The organism is Salinicola sp. (assembly GCF_982684285.1).
This window is the reverse complement of the sequence record NZ_CEXLVS010000070.1, coordinates 1-16,711: the sequence shown is the minus strand read 5'-3', so window position 1 is coordinate 16,711 and position 16,711 is coordinate 1. Positions and strand designations below refer to the sequence as shown.

Sequence of the window (16,711 nt, the reverse complement as noted above, 5' to 3'; positions counted from 1 at the left end):
TTGTCGCCCTGGCTGGCGGTTTCCAGGCAACGCACGCTGGTGGTGCCGACGGCGACCACCTTGTTGCCGGCGGCGTGGGCGCGATTGACCCGTTGGCAGACCGATTCGTCCACCTCCAGCCACTCGCTGTGCATGTGATGCTCGCGGATGTCGTCGACGCGCACCGGCTGGAAGGTGCCGGCACCGACATGGAGGGTGACGAAGGCCGTCTCGACGCCCTTGGCGCGCAGGGCCTCCATCAGCGTCTCGTCGAAATGCAGCCCGGCGGTCGGCGCGGCAACGGCGCCCTCGCGGCGCGCGTAGACGGTCTGATAGCGCTCGCGGTCGGCCAGCTCGTCTTCGCGGGTGATGTAAGGCGGCAACGGCATGTGGCCATGCCGTTCGAGCAGGGCGATCAGCGGCGTCTCGCCCAGGAAGCGAAGTTCGAACAGCGCCTCCTGACGACCCTCGACGACGGCATGAATGTCGCCTTCGAAGATCAGCTCGGTACCCGGTTTGGGCGACTTGCTGGCGCGCAGATGGGCCAGCCCGCGATGAGCGTCCAGCGGGCGCTCCAGCAGCATCTCCACCTTGCCGCCGCTGGCTTTCTGGCCGAACAACCGTGCCGGAATCACCCGGGTGTCGTTGAAAACCACCACATCGCCGGGCTCGAGCCGAGCCAGCAGATCGGGGAACCGAGCGTGTTCCAGCGCGCCGGAATCGCCGTCGACACATAGCAGCCGGCAGTCGGTACGCTGTTCGGAAGGGTAACGAGCGATCAACTCGTCGGGCAGATCAAAATGGAAATCGGCGCGCTGCATGGCGTAGGTCGCGTATCGGTCGAATCTGGATGGGCGGGTGACATCTGAAAGGGCGCCATCATAAAGCACGTAGCCGATTAAGTCAGCGTGATGATTGACGCCGGGGCGGGCGTCCGTATAATGCGTCTCCGCTGCCGGCGTGGCGGAATTGGTAGACGCAGCGGATTCAAAATCCGCCGCTGGAGACAGTGTGTCGGTTCGAGTCCGACCGCCGGCACCATGCTTTACAACGACTTGACGTCATCTTTCCTCGTATCACCCCTCACATATTCTTGCCAGTGTCCACACTCTGGTCATCGACCTTTGGCGCGTATTCAATGGCGTTCGTCAGCTGGTCGGGCGACAGGTGGGCTTAGCGCATTGTCATCGTAATTGACTGATGTCCCAGTATCTTTTGCAGCCTCAATACTCACCGCCATTCATCGTGCAATGGCTGACAAGGGTGTGGCGAAAACGTGCGTTCGCTCTCCCTTGGGTAGCTGAATACCCGCTCCCTTTATAGCCTTTGAGAGAGGCGCATTCAGGCGTGAACGCGTGCTCGCTAGGGGAGGGAAAAGGCCCGTGACGCCGGGGAAGCCTGTCGGGCTGGGCAGACGAGCAATCGAGAGCGCCACTGACCAAGGGGAGCCCGGTTGGAGGGGAAATCGGGGACAAAAAAACGGCCCGATAAGCGTCACCAAGGGAGATGATCGACCTACGGGCCGGAAACGATCGCTTCCTGCGGAAGGCGACCATGAACGCGGTAGGGGCAGCATTGATTAGAAACAACACATATTGCCCAATGGCGAGATTGTCGCTGTTTTGCGTCGCCAGAGCAAATAAAAAAACTAGATAATTCAAAGGTAATACGAACCAGAATAAGACTTTCGTCTTGAAAATTAGAGAAACTGATTGCACATGAAATATTCTGGATGATGTTTGTAAAGAAGTGATGCAAAGTTCACAAAAAACCCGCGCTCGATATCGGGCTTGGTTGAGCCTTATATCGGCGCGGGCTGGGAGTGCGTCTACTGATCGAGTCAGGACGTCATTTTTTTGAGAACGCTGTTCATGGTCGATTTGTAGCTGTGCAGGCCGACGAACCAGCTCATCCGCAGTGCGACTAAGGGATGAGGGCAGGCTCGGTTGACCGGTTGCACAAGCCGATACTACTCCTCGAATGGCGCGGTTATCAATAATATAGTCGAAAGTGCTAGAGCCAAAAGAAACCCGGCTATGGGAAGCGGTCGGGATAGATCGTTTGCCATACCGGGTCGAAGCGGCCGCAGGGAAGCAACCAGAACTGAAAAACTTGGCGTGTGTCAGTGCTGGGCGATGTTACAGAAGGTATCTCTACCCTTAAAGAAAAATTAAGGATTGAAAACGATGTTTTCTCTGACAAGCGCGTGAGGGATTGCCGATTCATGACCAATCCTCCGACTGGAGGCATTCAGCGGTCAGGAGGGCGATGTTGATCATGCGGCGATGGCCGATCCTGAGCAGCGGCAGGTTGCCGAGACGTCTGGACGTCTTGAGTTTCCACAACTCATTGGTATGGCGAAGAAAATTGTAGAAAGCATCGGACTGTCAGGCAGACCGTCCAAGGGTGAAATGCTGCAAGCGATCGGTATGCAGTCGCCGAAATACTCGCTGTGGTTGGTGACCGGGTAGCTAAACGAAGCAGTGGGGCAGGGAGCCCGGGGATAGAGCGGACCAGAGATTGGCTCAGGTCGGTCGGAACGGATACCGGGTCGCAAGGTGTTTGGGCATCGCTCAACGGCCCTTGATGATTTTGGATTTTCAGCGATCGCGGTTCCTCGCGTGCTACGACGTTAGCCGGTGGCTAAATGACGCACCGCTGCTGCGTGGCCTGTCTCGTCGAGACATTGCTATGATGCGGAATCAAAACTTGGGGGGTGGGGAGCATGATAAGTGTATTGACGTTCTTGCTGATTTTCGTGGGTGTCGCCGTCTCCGTTTATCAGGTCTACGACATTTATTACGCTCAGAACTTCGAGGATGACGAGCGTCAGGCGAGCAGTGAAACGCCCCTGGGCCAGCTTTCGCAACAGGCTGAGCGGTATGCGGCCACTGGCGAGCCCCAACGGTTGCTGGATATCGCGGGTCGACTTTTCGGGGCGCACTTCGATCAGCGTCTCTTGCTCTCTGCGGCTTCGCTGCCGAACGCCCCACAATACCTGGGAGCGCTGCTGCGCCGGGGCCGGCGTATCGTCATCAACGGCCGGCTCAGGGTGCGCCATCCGCTGGCGTGGAAGACCAACCTGCCCCGCAGGGACAGCCGCCCGGTGTTACTGACACTCGTGCTGGTCAACTGCCTGGTGGTCATGTTTCTGGGCGGGCTGAGTCTGTATACCATCGCTTATCGCGTACCGGTGGAGTCGCTGGCGTGGATGAATAGTGATTGGATATTGATGTTGCTCATCTATGCCGTGATCGCCATGACCCATGGTATTTCCAGGCTCGATGGCTACCTGCACGATCTCTACCTGATCGGTACGCTGAGTCGAACCGCGGGGTAACGGTTCTCGATGGGAGCGCCTGGCCGAGCGTCATTCGCCGGAGCTTGCTTCCCGCTTGGGGACGGACCAGGTGCCATGGCTGCCGGTTTCCTGGCTGTTGAGGAGTTCCATGCGTCGTCTTGCGTTGGCTTCGCGATGGTACACATCGACAGTCAGGTTGCCGTTGTGCGTATCGGTAATGGTGAAGTGCTGATGCAAGGTGCCAGCCTGTTTGGTTCTTACGATGTAGCGCCTGAACATCTCTATCCCCGCTTTATTTTGATTAATAGATTCTAATATAAGCTTCCGTGCGTTCAAACTGGATTCTGTCACCCCCGGGGACACGAGGAGGACGGTGCGAGTCACCAGTGGCGATAGCACGATAGGGCGAGCGTCTCTTCGTCGAAAGGGCGCCATCATCCGGTATGCCCGGCTTGTGGAGAGAGACCGTCGAGCGCTCCTCCACCAGCCATTTTACCCCGGTCATCTAACCGATGTTATGTAACTTACCTGCCTAACATGCTGTCATGCTTGAAAAATTCAAGAAGGCAAATGCATGGGTCAGCAGGAAGGCTGTATTGCCCGCCATTTTAGTCACTACGGAAAACTCTCGGAAAATGATCGCCGCCAGCTCGATGCTCTGGAAAGCGCCTCGACGAGCGTTGCCAAGGGGCAGGTGCTCTGGCAGGAGGGCGACACTGCGCGGGACTTCTGTGCCTTGCAGAGTGGATGGGCCTATTCGTTCCGCCACCTGGAGGGTGGGGCCCGTCATATCCTGGAGATCTACCTGCCCGGCGATGTCATCGGACTGCACGAGTTCCCGTTCAAGCAGAGGCTCTCCAGCGTGGCCATGCTCGAAGACGGCGAGATCCGGTCGATCGCCAATCGGCAGCTGCTGAACCTGTTTCGTGAATCGACCCGCATCACCTCGGCCTGCTTCGCGGCCTGCTCGTATCAGCAGGCGGTGCTGAGTGAGAGGCTGGTCCATCTTTCCCGCCGGAGTGCCCGCCAACGAGTGGCGTATTTGTTGTTCGAGATAGGCTGCCGTTTGCGGCGCAACAACGATGAGCAGCTGCGGGAGCGCTTTCGTCTACCGCTATCCCAGCAGCAGCTCGCGGATGCGCTGGGGCTCTCCCCGGTGCATGTCAGCCGCACGCTGACGGCGTTCCGTCAGGAAGGGCTGCTCAAGCTCGCGCGTGGCTGGGTGCATATGCTGGACATGCAGGCGCTGGCCTGTGAGGGGAGTGTCGTGGGCTGCCTGCAGGACCACTTGGTCCAGACGGCTTGAACGCGGGATGGCTCCACCCGTGATCCGGCCTTGAGCGGGATGAGGCTGCGGATCGATCCCCGCTGGCTTGCCGAGAGGGAGAGGCAAGCGCTGGTGGGTAACCTTCAGACGCGGAGAACCCGCCCCCGTCGATGACGAGGGCGGGTCGAGATGAACCCAGTGTCGAGTCCTGACTAGACCGCGGCGCGGCGCGAGGCGCGGCTCAAGGCGCTGGTCATTTCGATCGCCATGGTCAGATCCGCCAGTTCCCGCGGTGAAAACGCGTTCAACGCCAGCTTGCGAGTCGTCGGATTGGCGGGGCGGAAATGGGTGAAGGACTCGCACCATGCCAGTGCCGCTTTCTCTCGCTCGTCGAACTCGTCGGATTCAGCCCAGGCCGTCAGTGCCATCAGCTTGCTGGGGGAGATGCCCAGCGCCTCGGCCTGCTCGCGGCGAAAATGCGTGCAGCTCAGGCAGCCGTTGATCTGCGAGGCGCGCAATTCGGCCAGGCAGCGAATGGAGGGGTCCAGCGAACAGGCGTGCAGCGACCTTGCGGATTTGTCGATGTGCTTGACATCGATCGTTTGCCACTTGTCTGCGTTCATCTCAGTCTCCTGAATTCAGGTGTCATGCGATTAAACGACTATCGTTCTCAAACGTCCACAGCTTCGATTAGAAAGTTCAATGACGGTTAAAGGTTGAAACTATGGTTTAGCTGGTATGGTTTAGCTGAAAAAGATCTGGAAACGCCCCGCGGGACGGGGCGTTGCCATGCGCTAGCGGCGACTGATCAACAGGCCGATCACGGCGCCGGCCAGCGTGGCGACACCGATGCTGGACCATGGATGGTCGCGAACATAGCGGTCGCAGTCGTTGAGAGACTGATTGGCGGAGCGCTTGAAGCGACGATTGCGGCGACGCGCGTCGGCAGCCATGCGGGAGTACTGCTCCTCGCTTTTCATTCGTGCCTCCTCGATCGCGTCCTGCGCATCGTCTCTGAGGTCACGCCCGAGCGCCTGTCCCTGTTCGCCGATGTCGTGCAGATCGTCGCGAATGCGATCGGTGCGGGCTTGCTGGTCTTCACGCTTGAATAGGCTCATGTTTCACCTCCCTGATGGATGGGCCTGAGTGCGTATGACAGCGTAGTCGTTGTGAAGTGCCCGCGCTGCCACAAATATCCTGGACCCGCGGACTCGCCCCTGACAGGCGGTTCTTGCCACGATCGTCCGGTATAGTCGGCGGACGAATGTCCAGGGTGGAAAACAGGAAGCCGACGTGTCGTTGCAACTCTGGTTGTCTCTTCTGGCGATCTGCGCCCTCGGTGCCATGTCGCCCGGCCCCAGCCTGGCCATGGTAATGCAGAACACACTGGGGGGCGGGCGCAGGTGTGGGGTGATCGCTGGCGTCACCCATGCGTTGGGCGTCGGTCTGTACGCCGGGTTGACGGTGCTGGGGCTGGCGGCGGTCATCGTTCACCAGCCTTGGCTCTACCGGCTGGTGACCTGGGGTGGCGCGTGCTATCTGGCGTGGCTGGGAATCCAGGCGCTGCGGGCCAGCGGCAGCAGTGGTTTCAGCGTGGCTCGCCGAAGCAGCGATTGGCGTCGCGCCATGCGCGATGGCCTGCTGGTGGCGCTGGGCAACCCCAAGTTGATCGTGTTCTTCGTCGCCTTGTTGAGCCAGTTCGTCAGCGCCGACCTGAGCGCGGCGGGCCGTTGGTTGATCGTCGCGACCGCGACCCTGGTGGATGGCGGCTGGTATGTGCTGGTGGCATTGCTGCTGTCGCATTCCCGCGTGCTGCCGTGGCTGCAGCGGCACGCGACGTGGATCCATCGGCTGACGGGCCTTGTCCTGCTCGGACTGGCGGCCCGGGTGGCGCTGGGCTGAGCGCCGCGGCCTTCTGGTCAGGTCTACGCCTCCAGGCGCTCGAGAATCGCAGCCAGCGGCGCGTCGGCTGGGAGAACGCCGAAGATCGGCGAGGCATTGGCCAGCCGGGTGGCGCAGAAGATGTCGGCGATGGCGTGGGGCGCGTGGCGAATCAGTAGCGCGGCCTGCAGCGTCTGGGCCATGCATTGGGCTAGCCAGCGCGCCTCGGCCTGCAGCCGTTCGGGGCCGGCCGCCAGACGCTCGTCGAGCGAGTCGATGGCGGCATCGAAGGCCGCATGATGGCCCCGGGCCAGGCCCAGTTCCTGCCGCAACGCGGCGATGCTGGCCGGGTGGCGCTCCATGATCCTCAGCACGTCCAGGCAGATGACGTTGCCCGAGCCTTCCCAGATCGAATTGACCGGTGCCTCGCGATAGAGCCGGGCCAGCGGCGTCTCCTCGACGTAACCGATTCCCCCGAGACACTCCATCGCCTCGGCCATGAACGCCGGGCCGCGCTTGTTGTGCCAGAACTTGCCCAGCGCCGGGAGCAGTCTTGCCAGCGCGGCTTCATGCTCGTCGCTCCGGGAACGGTCCATGGCGCGCGCCCCTCGCATCGCCAGCATCAGGCTGGCCTCGGTTTCGATCTCGAGGTCGGCGACAACGCGCTGCATCAGCGGTTGATCGGCCAGCCGCCGGTCGAATACCCGGCGTCCCTTCACGTGGTGCCAGACTTCGTTGACGGCCTGGCGCATCATGCCTGCCGGTGCGGTGGCGGCATCGAGCCGTGTCTGCTGCACCATCTCCAGTATCGCGGGTACTCCCCGGCCCGGTTCTCCCACCAGTTGCGCCCAGGCTCCGGCATACTCGATCTCCGCCGAGGCGTTGGCGCGATTGCCGCACTTGTCCTTGAGCCGCTGGATTTCGATGGCGTTGCGCCGGTCGTCCGGAGTGAATCGCGGTGCCAGGAAACAGGAGAGGCCATCGTCGGTCTGGGCCAGGGTCAGGAAGGCATCCGACATCGGCGCGCTGCAGAACCACTTGTGGCCATCGAGCCGGTACCACTCGCCGGTGCCGGGCGAAGTCATCGGCCGCGCCCGTGTGGTGTTGCGGCGCACGTCGCTGCCACCCTGCTTCTCGGTCATCGCCATGCCGAAGGTGTTGGTGCTTTTGCGCTCGGCGGGGATGGCGGCGGGATCGTAATCGCGACCCAGCAGCCGGTGCTGCCAGCCCTGGCTCTCCGGCAACTGCCGCAGCACCGGCATGGCGGCGTGGGTCATGGTGATCGGACAGCAGAAGCCCGGTTCCGCCTGGGTCAGCAGGTAGAGCGCGGCGACATGGGCCTGGTGGCCGCCGTCATGCTCGCGTTCCCAGGCGACGGCGTGCCAGCCATCGCCGATCGCGAGTGCCATCAGCGCGTGGTAAGCGGGGTGGTAGTCGACATCTTCCAGGCGGCGCCCGTGACGATCGAAAGCGTGTAGCTGGGGCGGGAACCGGTTGGCCTGTTCGCCCCAGCGCTGGATGTCGGGCTCGCCCAGACGCCGGCCCAACGGCGCCAGGCGCTCGCCGACCCAGGTCGGCGCGAACTGCGACAGCGTCTCGCGCAAGGGGCGATCGTCTCTCCACAGGTCGCGTTCAGGATCTGCGGCAGGCTGATTCTCGACGCAGTGCGTGGTCAGTTCGGTGCGGGGCGCGTAGTCGGTCATGAGAGCTCTCCGAGATGGCTGATTCGAGCATAAACCGGACCTTCATCGCTGTGTTTTGCATTCGACCAATGCGGCAATCCGTCGGCGGGTCCCCCACGCCAGGGACGAGCCCAGGGGAAAGTCGTGATACGCTGCCATCCCGTTTTCGGTCGTCAGGTCATCCATGAGCACGTTTCCCATGAGCCCGTTCCCATTGCACAAACGGGTCATCGCCGATGAGCAGGTCCAGCTCGTCGATCCGCGCAATCGACCTTGCGGCAGTGCGTCACGTGCCATGATGCGACGCTTGAGCTGCTGGCACCGGGCGACCTATATCATCGTGCGCAATGCCGTGGGCGAGATCTGCGTGCAGGAGCGAACGCCGATCAAGGAGACCCACCCGGGCTGGTTCGACCTGGCCGCCGGTGGTGTGGTGGGGGCAGGCGAGGCATCGCTGCCGGCGGCGCGGCGGGAGCTGTTCGAGGAGCTCGGTGTTGGTGGTGTCGAACTGGTTCCCGGCGGTGAGTTCGTGTTCCACGAGGCCGGCTTGAACCTCTACGGCAGCCTCTACTGGGTGGATTACGACGGGCCTCTGCGCCTGCAGCCGGAGGAGGTGGCAGCGGTGCGCTGGGTGTCGGTTTCAGAGGCGTTGGCGCTGGAAAAAGCGACGCCGGACACGCGCATGGCGCTGGCGAGGGCCATCGCGCTCGATCGCTGGTGAACTGGCGGCTGGCGTGGCACTCTTTCGAGCGGGAGCGACGCGTCGGCAGGTTCTGGCGCGGGTCCCACCGATTTGAACTTGGCGTTCCCGGGTCGATTCATCCATGTCGTTATATACGCAAGATTGTCGGACCCAGTCCGGCGAAGCCTTCAACCTGCGCGCGCTGCGTGGCCAGGTGCTGCTGGTCGTCAATGTCGCCAGCCGCTGTGGATTCACGCCGCAAATGGAGGGGCTGGAGAAACTCTACCGCGAGTACCGGGACCAGGGATTCACCGTGCTGGCGTTCCCCTGCAACCAGTTCGGACGCCAGTCGCCGGAATCGTCGGCCGGGTTCGGCGCCTTCTGCGAGCGGCGCTATGCGGTGACGTTCCCGCTGATGGAGAAGGTCAAGGTCAATGGGCGCGAGGCGCACCCGCTGTTCGTGCATCTACGCCACCAGGCGCCCGGGGTGCTCGGTAGCACACCGGTCAAATGGAACTTCACCAAGTTCCTGGTGGGGCGGGACGGGCAGGTGATACGGCGCTTCGGTCCGCGCGTCGCGCCGCGGGCGCTGCGCAGCGCCATCGAGGAGGCGCTGGATACGCCGTTCTCGGCGTGACCCCGGCGCGGGCGAGATCGCCGCTTAGCCCGGCGGGCGCTCGCCACGCGCGACCATGACTCGCACGCCCAGTTCGTTGAAGCGAGGCCGGCTCATCATCGTCGTCAGTCCCGAGAACAGCGACCAGGTCGTCTTGCGCCATCCCTTCAACCTGCGATTGTGGCGGACCAGTCGCGTCAGCAGTTCGGTCTCGTCGAAGGCCCGCCATTCGCCGGCCATCGAGAGCTGGTAGCGTGCCATGACCGGCGCCATCTCCAGCCGGTAGACCCACTCCAGCTGCTGCAGCGTCAGTTCGCTGGCATCGATCTCGCGGAGCATGCGGGCATAGTCGGACTCCCTCGGCTCCCGCTCGAGCCACAATGGCGACAGCGCCAACCAGAGCGCGCCACGTCGGACGACCAGCTCTTCGATCTCTTGTTCGTGGGACATGGGGCTTTCTCCGCTCTCTGGATTCGCCCGGCGCGCGGGCGAGCCATCTTCGAATACCCGGGCGAGAGAGACAAGTCCGGCCCGGCAGAAGGCCGGAAGGCGAGCCGCCGGACTCCGGGGATGGCACGACCCTGGTGGTGAAGGTTCAAGCGAGTTCGCCCCCGCTTTCGCCACCCTGCTAGAATGCGCTCGGCAAGCATTCGATCAATGCCACCTCCCGGCACGCTTCGCCGGGGCTTCCGTTTCGCTGTAGAAGACGAGGTTAGACGTGATCATCAAGCCCAAGGTTCGCGGTTTCATCTGTACCACGACGCATCCGCTCGGCTGCGAGCGCAACGTACTCGAACAGATCGAGACCACTCGCGCCAACCTGAGCGGTGACAAGGCGGGCCCGCGCAACGTGCTCGTCATTGGTGCCTCCAGCGGCTACGGGCTGGCAGCCCGCATCACCGCGGCTTTCGGCTACGGCGCCGATACGCTGGGCGTGTTTTTCGAGAAGCCGGCGACCGAGAGCAAGCCCGGCACGGCGGGATGGTACAACTCGGCCGCCTTCGACAAGTTCGCCAAGGCCGAGGGGCTCTACAGCAAGTCGATCAATGGCGACGCGTTTTCCCACGCGGTTCGCGACAAGGCGATCGAGCTGATCCGCGAGGACATGGGCCAGGTCGACCTGGTGGTCTATTCGCTGGCCTCGCCGGTCCGCAAGCTGCCGGATAGCGGAGAACTCAAGCGCTCCAGTCTCAAGCCGATCGGCGAGACCTATACCGCGACCGCCATCGATACCAACAAGGATACGATTACCGAGGCATCCGTCGAGCCGGCGACCGAGCAGGAAGTGGCCGATACCATCGAGGTGATGGGCGGCCAGGACTGGGAGCTGTGGATGGATGCGCTGGACAAGGCGGGCGTGCTGGCGCCGGGCGCCAGGTCCGTGGCGTTCAGCTATATCGGCACCGATATCACCTGGCCGATCTACTGGCACGGTGCCCTCGGCAAGGCGAAAGAGGATCTCGATCGCGCCGCCGGCGAGATCGACGCACGGCTCAAGGCCAGCGGCGGCAGTGCCAACGTGGCGGTGCTCAAGTCCGTGGTCACCCAGGCCAGCGCCGCGATTCCCGTCATGCCGCTCTATATCTCCATGGTCTACAAGGTGATGAAGGAGCAGGGCGTCCACGAGGGCACTATCGACCAGCTCAACCGCCTGTTCGGCGAGCGTCTCTATGCCGAGGGCGAGCCCGAGGTGGATGAGGCCGGGCGCCTGCGTCTGGACGACTGGGAGCTGCGTGAAGACATCCAGCAGGCGTGCAAGGATCTGTGGCCGCAGGTGACCAGCGACAATCTGTTTGCGCTGACCGATTACGCCGGTTACAAGCATGAGTTTCTCAAGCTGTTCGGCTTCGAGCGCGACGACGTGGATTACGAGGTCGACGTCGATCCGAAGGTCGAATTCGACGTCGTCCAAGTCTGATTTCGACGCACCAGCGCATGAACCGTCGAGCATGAATGCCAGCGACACCCCACGCCGAGTGGGGTTCGTGATGCTGCCGGGCTTCTCCCTGCTGGCCCAGGCTTGCGCCATCGAGCCGTTGATCGTCGCGAACACGCTCGCGGGGCGGAGGCTCTACGCCGCCACCACCTTCGGCATCGATGGCCGGGCGGTGAAGAGCGTGGCGGAACTGTCGTTCTCGCCGGAGAGCGTCGCCGGGAGCGATGCGCGCCATCTCGACATGCTGTTCGTCTGCGCGCCCGCGCCGGATGGCGCGAGCACCGGGGATGAGAGTGGCGAGACGCTGATCCACTGGCTGCATCGCCTGGCCAGCCGGGGCGTGACGCTGGGCGGCATCGCCGGCGGCACCCACTGGCTCGCCAGGGCGGGCGTGATGGACGGCTATCGGGCCTCGATCCCCTACGCCAGCGGCGACGCCTTCGCGCGCACGTTCCCGAAGATCCACGTTTCTCATCAACTGTTCGAGATCGACCGCGACCGGCTCTCCTGCGGCGGGGGGACGGCGGCAATGGACATGCTGATGACGCTGATCGGCCAGCAGCAGGGCGTGACCCTGGCGCAGCGGATTTCCGAGCACTTCGTCTGCGAGCGGATCCGCATGGCCGACGAGCCGCAACAGACATCGCTGCGTTCACGCCTGGGGCATGCGCCGCAGAGCCTGGTGGACGCGGTGGCGCTGATGGAGGCCAATATCGAAGAGCCGTTGACCACCCATGAGCTCTCGGCCCACCTGGGGATATCCCGGCGGCAGCTGGAGCGCCTGTTCAAGAAGCATCTCCAGGCCGTGCCCAGCCGCTACTATCTCAACCTGCGTCTCCAGCGGGCACGCAAGCTGCTGCGCGAGAGCGATCAGGCGGTGGGCGAGATCGCGCTGGCTCACGGCTTCTCCTCGGGCGCGCACTTCTCCACGGCCTATCGGCACCATTTCGGCATCAGCCCCAGAGACGAGCGACTGGGACTGGCCGGGCAGGGGGCATGATCTTGAAGGAGCTTCCACCATGACGATCGACGATCATTGGCTCGGCGCGGCCAGGCGGGTGGTCTCACCCAACGCCAACGCGCGGCCGCAGGGGGAAGTGTCAGCCGTGGTCCTGCACGGGATCAGCCTGCCGCCGGGAGAGTTCGGTGGCGATGCCATCGAGCGGCTATTCACCAACAGCCTGGACCCGAAGGCCCACCCCGCCTTCATCGCGATCGCCTCGCTGCGGGTCTCGGCGCATCTGCTGATCCGGCGCGACGGCGAGTGCGTGCAGTTCGTCCCCTTCGACCGCCGCGCCTGGCATGCCGGCAAGTCGCAGTGGCACGACGGCGAACGCCTGCGCGAGGGGCTCAACGATTTCACCATCGGCATCGAGCTCGAGGGCGCCGACGAGGTGCCTTACCGGGAGGCGCAGTATTGGGCCCTGGCCCAGGCGCTGCACGCCCTGGCGGGCAGCTATCCGTCAGTCTCCACCGAACGGATCACCGGTCATGCGCGCATCGCGCCGCTGCGCAAGACCGATCCGGGCCCGGCATTCGACTGGGCGTATCTGAGGCGCTGCCTGACAGAGGCCGTTTGAGTGCTACTCTCAAGGGACGTCTCAAGAGACGCCTCAATGGACGTCCCTCAGGGGTCGTCTCCCAAGGGGGCTCACGCCCTGGCGGATCTGTAAATCGGCTACAGGAATCGGGAGCCGCCGTTGGACGCTTCAAACGGTCACTAAACGACTGATGTTACGGCATTTGGCCATTACCAGCTGGATGATCGAAGCGTCTGCGAATTGGCAGATGGGGGCGTTTGCGGTATCTTCTTCGCCTGATTTCCCGCGTCACGCACGCCCGCTGTAATTCAGTTACAGCCAAAAATCTCGGAAAGCGGCCCCAAAAGAGCCGCGCCCGCACCGAAGAGCGCATATTCCCAAGCCCCGCTGCGGCTACCCGCCATGGCCGGGCGAATGGCAAACCTTTTCCCATTCGGAGAGTTGTCTATGAGTCTGGAGACACGAGAAGATCTCGATCCGGTCGAGACCACGGAGTGGTTGGATTCCCTGGCCTCGGTCGTCGAGCATGAGGGCGAAGAGCGCGCTCGGTACATCCTGACCCGGTTGGCGGACCGTCTGCGTCGTGACGGCTCTTCACCGCCGTTTTCCGGGACCACGCCGCACCGCAACACCATCCCCGTCCATCGTGAAGCCAAGATGCCCGGCGACATGTTCATCGAGCGCAAGATCCGCTCGGCGATTCGCTGGAATGCCATGGTGCAGGTGCTGAGGGCGAACAAGAAGCACAAGGGGCTGGGCGGTCACATCGCCAGCTACCAGTCCAGCGCGACGCTCTACGAAGTGGGTTTCAACCATTTCTTCCGGGCCGACAACGGTGATCACAAGGGCGATCTGCTCTACATCCAGGGCCACGTGACGCCGGGCATCTACGCACGTTCCTTCCTCGAGGGGCGCCTGACCCAGGAGCAGATGGACAACTTCCGCCAGGAAGTCGACGGCGACGCGCTGCCATCCTATCCGCACCCTTACCTGATGCCGGACTACTGGCAGTTCCCGACCGTCTCGATGGGGTTGGGTCCGATCCAGTCGATCTATCAGGCCCACGTGATGAAGTACCTGCACTCACGCGAGCTGGAAGACATGAAGGACCGCAAGGTCTGGGCGTTCCTCGGCGACGGCGAGTGCGACGAGCCGGAATCCCTCGGGGCCCTGCACCTGGCCAGCCGCGAGAAGCTCGACAACCTGATCTTCGTCATCAACTGCAACCTGCAGCGTCTCGACGGCCCGGTGCGCGGCAACTCGCGGGTCATCGACGAACTCGAGGGCGTCTTCCGCGGTGCCGGCTGGAACGTGATCAAGGTGGTCTGGGGCGGCCTGTGGGATCCGCTGTTCGAGCAGGACACCAAGGGCATGCTGCAGAAGCGCATGGACGAGGCGGTCGATGGCGAGTACCAGAACTACAAGGCCCAGGGTGGTGCCTACACGCGCAAGGAGTTCTTCGGCAAGTACGAAGAGACTGCCGAGATGGTCAAGGACTACTCCGACGAGGAGGTCTTCCGTCTCAACCGTGGTGGCCACGATCCGCAGAAGGTCTACGCGGCGTATCACGAGGCGGTCAACAACGCCAATGGTCGCCCCACCGTGATCCTGGCGCACACCGTCAAGGGCTACGGCATGGGTGGCGGCCACGGCGAAGCCGACATGGAAGCGCACCAGATCAAGTCGATGGACGTCGACGCGCTCAAGGCCTTCCGTGACCGTTTCGGCATCCCGGTCTCCGACAAGCAGATCGAGAGCGGCGACATTCCGTATTACAAGCCCGAGGACGACAGCCCGGAGATGAAGTATCTGCATCTCCAGCGCGAGAAGCTCGGCGGCTTCCTGCCGGCGCGCAAGGCCGACTTCGAGGCGATGGAGATCCCCGGTCTCGACGACAAGATGTTCGCGACTCAGATGAAGGGCTCCGGCGACCGCGAAGTCTCGACCACCATGTCGTTCGTGCGCGTGCTCAACGGGCTGGTCAAGCACAAGCAGCTGGGCTCCCGTATCGTGCCGATCATCCCTGACGAGGCCCGCACCTTCGGGATGGAGGGCATGTTCCGTCAGCTCGGTATCTACGCCGCGGAAGGGCAGAAGTACGAGCCGATGGATGCCGGCCAGATCATGTACTACCGCGAGGACAAGAAAGGCCAGATCCTCGAGGAGGGCATCACCGAAGCCGGCTCCATGTCGGCATGGATCGCGGCCGCGACCTCCTACGCCAACCACCACCTGCCGTTGATCCCGTTCTACATCTACTATTCGATGTTCGGTTATCAGCGAATCGGCGACCTGGTCTGGGCGGCCGGCGATCTCCAGGCGCGCGGCTTCATGGTCGGCGGCACCGCCGGGCGTACCACCATCAACGGCGAAGGCCTGCAGCACCAGGACGGCCACAGCCACATCCTGATGTCGACCGTGCCGACCTGCCGTGCCTACGACCCGACCTATGGGCATGAACTGGCCGTCATCGTGCAGGATGGCTTGAAGCGGATGTTCCAGGACAAGGAAAACTGCTTCTACTATCTGACGGTGATGAACGAAAACTACTCGCACCCGGAAATGCCGGAAGGCAGCGAGGAAGGCATCGTTCGTGGCATGTACCGATTGCTGGAAGGCAACACCGCCGGTAAGAAGAAGCAGCCGCGGGTCCAGCTCATGGGCAGCGGTACCATCCTCCGCGAGGTCGAGGCGGCTGCCGAAATGCTGGCGGAAGAGCACGGCGTGGTCGCCGACGTCTGGAGCGTGACCAGCTTCAACGAGCTGCGTCGCGAAGCGCTCGAATACGATCGCCAGCAGTTCCTCGACTACGATGAGAAGCGCGAGAAGCCTTGGGTCGTTCAGCAGCTCGAAGGGACCCAGGGGCCGGTCATCGCATCGACGGACTACATGAAGCTGTACGCCGATCAGATCCGCGCCTGGGTGCCCAACGACTTCCACGTGCTCGGTACCGATGGTTTCGGACGTTCCGACACCCGCGAAGCGCTGCGCCGCTTCTTCGAAGTCGACCGCTACTACGTGACGATTCAGGCGCTGCGTGCATTGGCCAACCGGGGCGAGATCGACGCCAAGGTCGTCAACGATGCCATGAAGAAGTATGGCATCGACCCCGCCAAGCCCAGCCCCCTGGTGTCTTGAGTCGGCGGATCACGTCAGGGTGCCGTCGCTGGCTAGCAGCGACGGCCAGAATGCCTGAATTAGCCGACCTTGCCCGCGGGGCGGGTCGGCAGATGATTAAAGGAGCGCGACCTTGAGTAGCGAAATCATCAAAGTTCCCGACATCGGCGGCAGCGACGATGTCGAAATCATCGAGATCGCGGTAAGCGTCGGCGATGTCATCTCCGCCGAGGACACCATGATCACGCTGGAGTCGGACAAGGCCAGCATGGACGTCCCCGCGCCGAAAGGCGGCAAGGTGGTCAAGATTCTGGTCAAGGAAGGCGACTCCGTCTCCGAGGGTGATGACATTCTCGAGCTGGAAGCCGAGGGTGAAGGCGAGGGTGAAGCGGAAGCCTCGTCCGGTGACGACGCCTCCGATGACGCGGCCCCGCAGGGTGACGCCGAGTCGCGGGAGAAGGACGCGGCCGAGCCCGAGAAGAGCGCGCCTAAGAAGAAATCCTCCGGTGGCGGCAAGCGCACCGTGGAAGTGAAGGTGCCGGACATCGGCGGTGGCGATGGCGTCGAGATCATCGAAGTGGCCGTCAGTGAAGGCGACGAGATCAGCGAAGAAGACACGCTGATCACGCTGGAGTCCAACAAGGCCTCGATGGACGTGCCCAGCCCCTACAGTGGCAAGATCGTGTCGCTGTCGATCAAGGAGGGCGAC

Annotated in this window: 17 protein-coding genes and 1 tRNA gene; 12 read left to right on the top strand and 6 right to left on the bottom strand. The window is 63.0% G+C overall.

From position 1 onward, the window contains the following. Positions 1–800: tRNA preQ1(34) S-adenosylmethionine ribosyltransferase-isomerase QueA (gene queA, locus AC3AYF_RS08285; protein ID WP_487779610.1), on the bottom strand; the 800-nt coding region annotated here is incomplete at its 3' end. A 133-nt stretch (positions 801–933) separates the two neighbouring features. On the opposite strand from queA, the gene AC3AYF_RS08280 reads away from it, so the two are divergent. The 3 genes from AC3AYF_RS08280 (at position 934) to AC3AYF_RS08270 (ending at position 3,319) form a co-directional block, all read left to right on the top strand. Next, positions 934–1,020: transfer RNA gene (locus tag AC3AYF_RS08280), tRNA-Leu, on the top strand. A 1,244-nt stretch (positions 1,021–2,264) separates the two neighbouring features. Continuing rightward, complete coding sequence (locus AC3AYF_RS08275; protein ID WP_295037937.1) at positions 2,265–2,450, top strand: hypothetical protein; 186 nt, start codon at positions 2,265–2,267, stop codon at positions 2,448–2,450. 254 nt (positions 2,451–2,704) lie between these two features. Then, positions 2,705–3,319, top strand: coding sequence for a hypothetical protein (locus AC3AYF_RS08270; RefSeq protein ID WP_149433664.1), 615 nt, complete (start codon positions 2,705–2,707; stop codon positions 3,317–3,319). A gap of 30 nt (positions 3,320–3,349) precedes the next feature. Here the strand turns inward: AC3AYF_RS08270 and AC3AYF_RS08265 are convergent, their stop codons facing one another. Then, a complete protein-coding gene (locus tag AC3AYF_RS08265) occupies positions 3,350–3,559 on the bottom strand; it encodes a hypothetical protein (protein ID WP_295037935.1) in 210 nt (69 codons plus the stop codon). A 295-nt stretch (positions 3,560–3,854) separates the two neighbouring features. Between AC3AYF_RS08265 and AC3AYF_RS08260 the strand changes: the two genes are divergently transcribed. Next, positions 3,855–4,586, top strand: coding sequence for a Crp/Fnr family transcriptional regulator (locus tag AC3AYF_RS08260; RefSeq protein WP_295037933.1), 732 nt, complete (start codon positions 3,855–3,857; stop codon positions 4,584–4,586). Between the two features lie 173 nt (positions 4,587–4,759). On the opposite strand, the gene AC3AYF_RS08255 is transcribed toward AC3AYF_RS08260, so the two are convergent. Further along, a complete protein-coding gene (locus tag AC3AYF_RS08255; protein ID WP_295037931.1) occupies positions 4,760–5,170 on the bottom strand; it encodes a carboxymuconolactone decarboxylase family protein in 411 nt (136 codons plus the stop codon). Between the two features lie 171 nt (positions 5,171–5,341). Continuing rightward, positions 5,342–5,665, bottom strand: a complete 324-nt coding sequence (locus AC3AYF_RS08250) for an ElaB/YgaM/YqjD family protein (protein WP_295037928.1) — start codon at positions 5,663–5,665, stop codon at positions 5,342–5,344. A 175-nt stretch (positions 5,666–5,840) separates the two neighbouring features. Here AC3AYF_RS08250 and AC3AYF_RS08245 point away from each other — a divergent pair, with 175 nt between their 5' ends. Then, positions 5,841–6,449 (top strand): LysE family translocator, encoded by a 609-nt coding sequence (locus tag AC3AYF_RS08245; RefSeq protein ID WP_295037926.1) that lies wholly within the window; start codon positions 5,841–5,843, stop codon positions 6,447–6,449. A gap of 23 nt (positions 6,450–6,472) precedes the next feature. On the opposite strand, the gene AC3AYF_RS08240 is transcribed toward AC3AYF_RS08245, so the two are convergent. Then, the gene (locus AC3AYF_RS08240) at positions 6,473–8,131 is read right to left on the bottom strand and encodes an acyl-CoA dehydrogenase family protein (protein ID WP_487779609.1); all 1,659 of its coding nucleotides are present in this window, start codon (positions 8,129–8,131) and stop codon (positions 6,473–6,475) included. Between the two features lie 178 nt (positions 8,132–8,309). Between AC3AYF_RS08240 and AC3AYF_RS08235 the strand changes: the two genes are divergently transcribed. After that, entirely contained in the window at positions 8,310–8,831 is a 522-nt protein-coding gene (locus AC3AYF_RS08235; protein WP_295037922.1) for an NUDIX hydrolase, read from the top strand. 103 nt (positions 8,832–8,934) lie between these two features. Continuing rightward, on the top strand, positions 8,935–9,429 hold the full coding sequence (locus tag AC3AYF_RS08230) for a glutathione peroxidase (protein ID WP_295037920.1): 495 nt from the start codon (positions 8,935–8,937) through the stop codon (positions 9,427–9,429). A gap of 24 nt (positions 9,430–9,453) precedes the next feature. Here the strand turns inward: AC3AYF_RS08230 and AC3AYF_RS08225 are convergent, their stop codons facing one another. After that, complete coding sequence (locus tag AC3AYF_RS08225) at positions 9,454–9,858, bottom strand: DUF7079 family protein (protein WP_295037918.1); 405 nt, start codon at positions 9,856–9,858, stop codon at positions 9,454–9,456. 268 nt (positions 9,859–10,126) lie between these two features. Here AC3AYF_RS08225 and fabV point away from each other — a divergent pair, with 268 nt between their 5' ends. From fabV to AC3AYF_RS08200, 5 genes are all read left to right on the top strand, one after another. Continuing rightward, the gene (gene fabV / locus AC3AYF_RS08220; protein ID WP_295037916.1) at positions 10,127–11,326 is read left to right on the top strand and encodes an enoyl-ACP reductase FabV; all 1,200 of its coding nucleotides are present in this window, start codon (positions 10,127–10,129) and stop codon (positions 11,324–11,326) included. A gap of 31 nt (positions 11,327–11,357) precedes the next feature. Further along, positions 11,358–12,344, top strand: coding sequence for a GlxA family transcriptional regulator (locus AC3AYF_RS08215; protein WP_295037913.1), 987 nt, complete (start codon positions 11,358–11,360; stop codon positions 12,342–12,344). Between the two features lie 19 nt (positions 12,345–12,363). Further along, the gene (gene ampD, locus AC3AYF_RS08210; RefSeq protein WP_295037911.1) at positions 12,364–12,924 is read left to right on the top strand and encodes a 1,6-anhydro-N-acetylmuramyl-L-alanine amidase AmpD; all 561 of its coding nucleotides are present in this window, start codon (positions 12,364–12,366) and stop codon (positions 12,922–12,924) included. A 408-nt stretch (positions 12,925–13,332) separates the two neighbouring features. Continuing rightward, on the top strand, positions 13,333–16,023 hold the full coding sequence (aceE, locus tag AC3AYF_RS08205) for a pyruvate dehydrogenase (acetyl-transferring), homodimeric type (RefSeq protein WP_295037909.1): 2,691 nt from the start codon (positions 13,333–13,335) through the stop codon (positions 16,021–16,023). Positions 16,024–16,135: 112 nt separating this feature from the next. Further along, positions 16,136–16,711, top strand: a 576-nt coding sequence (locus AC3AYF_RS08200) for a biotin/lipoyl-containing protein (RefSeq protein WP_295037907.1), incomplete at its 3' end; no start/stop codon positions are given.

Excerpts from the sequence above, each read along its gene's own strand:
- AC3AYF_RS08275 (WP_295037937.1), top strand. The coding sequence starts at position 2,265 with ATGGCCGATCCTGAGCAGCGGCAGGTTGCCGAGACGTCTGGACGTCTT.
- AC3AYF_RS08270 (WP_149433664.1), top strand. The coding sequence starts at position 2,705 with ATGATAAGTGTATTGACGTTCTTGCTGATTTTCGTGGGTGTCGCCGTC.
- AC3AYF_RS08265 (WP_295037935.1), bottom strand. The coding sequence starts at position 3,559 with ATGTTCAGGCGCTACATCGTAAGAACCAAACAGGCTGGCACCTTGCAT.
- AC3AYF_RS08260 (WP_295037933.1), top strand. The coding sequence starts at position 3,855 with ATGGGTCAGCAGGAAGGCTGTATTGCCCGCCATTTTAGTCACTACGGA.
- AC3AYF_RS08255 (WP_295037931.1), bottom strand. The coding sequence starts at position 5,170 with ATGAACGCAGACAAGTGGCAAACGATCGATGTCAAGCACATCGACAAA.
- AC3AYF_RS08250 (WP_295037928.1), bottom strand. The coding sequence starts at position 5,665 with ATGAGCCTATTCAAGCGTGAAGACCAGCAAGCCCGCACCGATCGCATT.
- AC3AYF_RS08240 (WP_487779609.1), bottom strand. The coding sequence starts at position 8,131 with ATGACCGACTACGCGCCCCGCACCGAACTGACCACGCACTGCGTCGAG.
- AC3AYF_RS08235 (WP_295037922.1), top strand. The coding sequence starts at position 8,310 with ATGAGCCCGTTCCCATTGCACAAACGGGTCATCGCCGATGAGCAGGTC.
- AC3AYF_RS08230 (WP_295037920.1), top strand. The coding sequence starts at position 8,935 with ATGTCGTTATATACGCAAGATTGTCGGACCCAGTCCGGCGAAGCCTTC.
- AC3AYF_RS08225 (WP_295037918.1), bottom strand. The coding sequence starts at position 9,858 with ATGTCCCACGAACAAGAGATCGAAGAGCTGGTCGTCCGACGTGGCGCG.
- AC3AYF_RS08215 (WP_295037913.1), top strand. The coding sequence starts at position 11,358 with ATGAATGCCAGCGACACCCCACGCCGAGTGGGGTTCGTGATGCTGCCG.
- ampD (WP_295037911.1), top strand. The coding sequence starts at position 12,364 with ATGACGATCGACGATCATTGGCTCGGCGCGGCCAGGCGGGTGGTCTCA.
- aceE (WP_295037909.1), top strand. The coding sequence starts at position 13,333 with ATGAGTCTGGAGACACGAGAAGATCTCGATCCGGTCGAGACCACGGAG.